The following is a 1,691-nucleotide window of genomic DNA, read 5'->3' as shown; positions in this document are numbered from 1 at the left end:
GTCTTTTGTTAAAATAATTGCTTCCATTTTCGTAGTTTTTAAAAGTTTATGGAGCAAAATTGTGAAGTAAAAAAAAGTCCCTTAGTCCCAATCGGGTCCCAAGGGACTATTATTTTTTAGAGGAAATTGTCGAGGTCTATTCTTTTGTGGGTCTTTGGTCGTTTATCGCCTCTTGATGGTTTGAGGATGGTTTCGACTGTTTGGGGACTTATTTCGTTATTATCTTTGTCGATGAAGTTATTGACGATCATATTTACGATTTCACCATTGGAAGCATCAATAAATGATTTACCCTCTACAAATAATTCGCGACTTAGTTGGTAGAATATATCGACTAATTGGTTTAGATTTCCGTTGAATTTTAGTTTTTTAGTGGTTAGTTTTTTCTCCAGTTCTAGTTCTTTTTCCTTCTCAATTTCGGAACGCATTTTACGAAGCGTTTGTAATTTTTCAATCAGCTGAACACATTGTTGGTCATAAGAATGTAGTTTACTGTTTATTGAAATTATGTCGGCTTGTCGGTATTCGAAAATTTCTTCGTTTAAAAACAAGATTTGCTCATTGAACGATTCCATTTTTTCAACCTGATGTTTGATCTCAAAAAACGAAAAATAACGATCTTCCGATTCGGCATTGATTAACCTTTTTGGAGTAATTTGTTTGGTTTCTTTTACGCTCGTAGATTGCAGCTCTGTTCGTTTTTTCTCGATGATGTTGTACAATTTGTTGAATCTACTCAAAGCTTTTTGGCTAAAGAATAGTTCTTCATTGTTGGCTAATAATTTTTCGAATTTGTTTAACCAAGTGTTTCCGTCTTGGGCAATTTGGAGTTGGTAGTTAATGAATTCGGGTAGTTGGGATTGTGGGATTGTAAATACTTTTTCGAGTAAAGCAATACAATAGTTTTCCAGTGTGGGTTCCTGGTCGTGAGTAATGTCAAAAATAGAAGCTGCACTTTGTGCTGTGTCGATGGTTCTCCATTCTGAGAATAATGATTTTTTGATGTTTTGCCCTTTCAAGTTCACGTTTTTTACCGGTGTTAAATTTGTTCATTATTTGTTATTTGGTTACACTTTTTCCAATGTCACGACTTGAAATGTTATAGTTGCTTGAAGTTCAGGTATCCTTCAAGTTGATTTCATTATGATTTTGGAAGTTTTTTACTATTTGGGATGCCTAAAATTAGAACAAATTCAGTACCGTTTTGCGTTGTTTTTCGTACAAGTTTTTAACAAAATTGCGAGGGCTTGTATTTGCTAAGGTTTTGGATTTCGAGAGTAAAAAAAGGTAAAATTTACCTTCGAAAAAGAAAACGAGAGTAGTTTTTTATAAAAATTACTCTCGTTCTGTTTTAGTAGATGTAGTTGTCAACCGCTTTGTCTAATTCTTCTGAAATGATTTTAGCATATACCTGGGTTGTGCTGATATCGCGATGGTCCATTAGTTTTGAAACGTGCTCAATTCTCATTCCGTTATTTAAAGCATTGGTTGCAAAGGTATGGCGGCTTATGTGAAATGTTACTTTTACTGGAATTTCTAATTTCTTTGCAATGCGCTGTAATTGAAAATTAGCTGCTTTATTGGCACTTTCTATAAAAGTATAACGGTATTCATCATTCTTTAAATACAGCTCTTTATTTGTGATTACAGGGAATATAAAGTCGTCTTGTTCTGCATTTTCCTTTTTGTAT

2 protein-coding genes are annotated in these 1,691 nt (G+C 33.6%); both read right to left on the bottom strand.

Translation table 11 applies throughout. From position 1 onward, the window contains the following. Positions 1-116: 116 nt before the first annotated feature. Positions 117-1,025, bottom strand: a complete 909-nt coding sequence (locus tag ACE3PD_RS10455; protein ID WP_374402214.1) for a hypothetical protein — start codon at positions 1,023-1,025, stop codon at positions 117-119. A gap of 326 nt (positions 1,026-1,351) precedes the next feature. After that, positions 1,352-1,691: tyrosine-type recombinase/integrase (locus tag ACE3PD_RS10450; protein ID WP_374402212.1), on the bottom strand; the 340-nt coding region annotated here is incomplete at its 5' end.

The sequence above is a fragment of the Flavobacterium sp. genome (genome assembly GCF_041911335.1).
In the GTDB taxonomy this organism is placed as follows: domain Bacteria; phylum Bacteroidota; class Bacteroidia; order Flavobacteriales; family Flavobacteriaceae; genus Flavobacterium.
The sequence above is the reverse complement of the archived record's forward strand: the minus strand, read 5'-3'. Positions and strand labels throughout refer to the sequence as shown.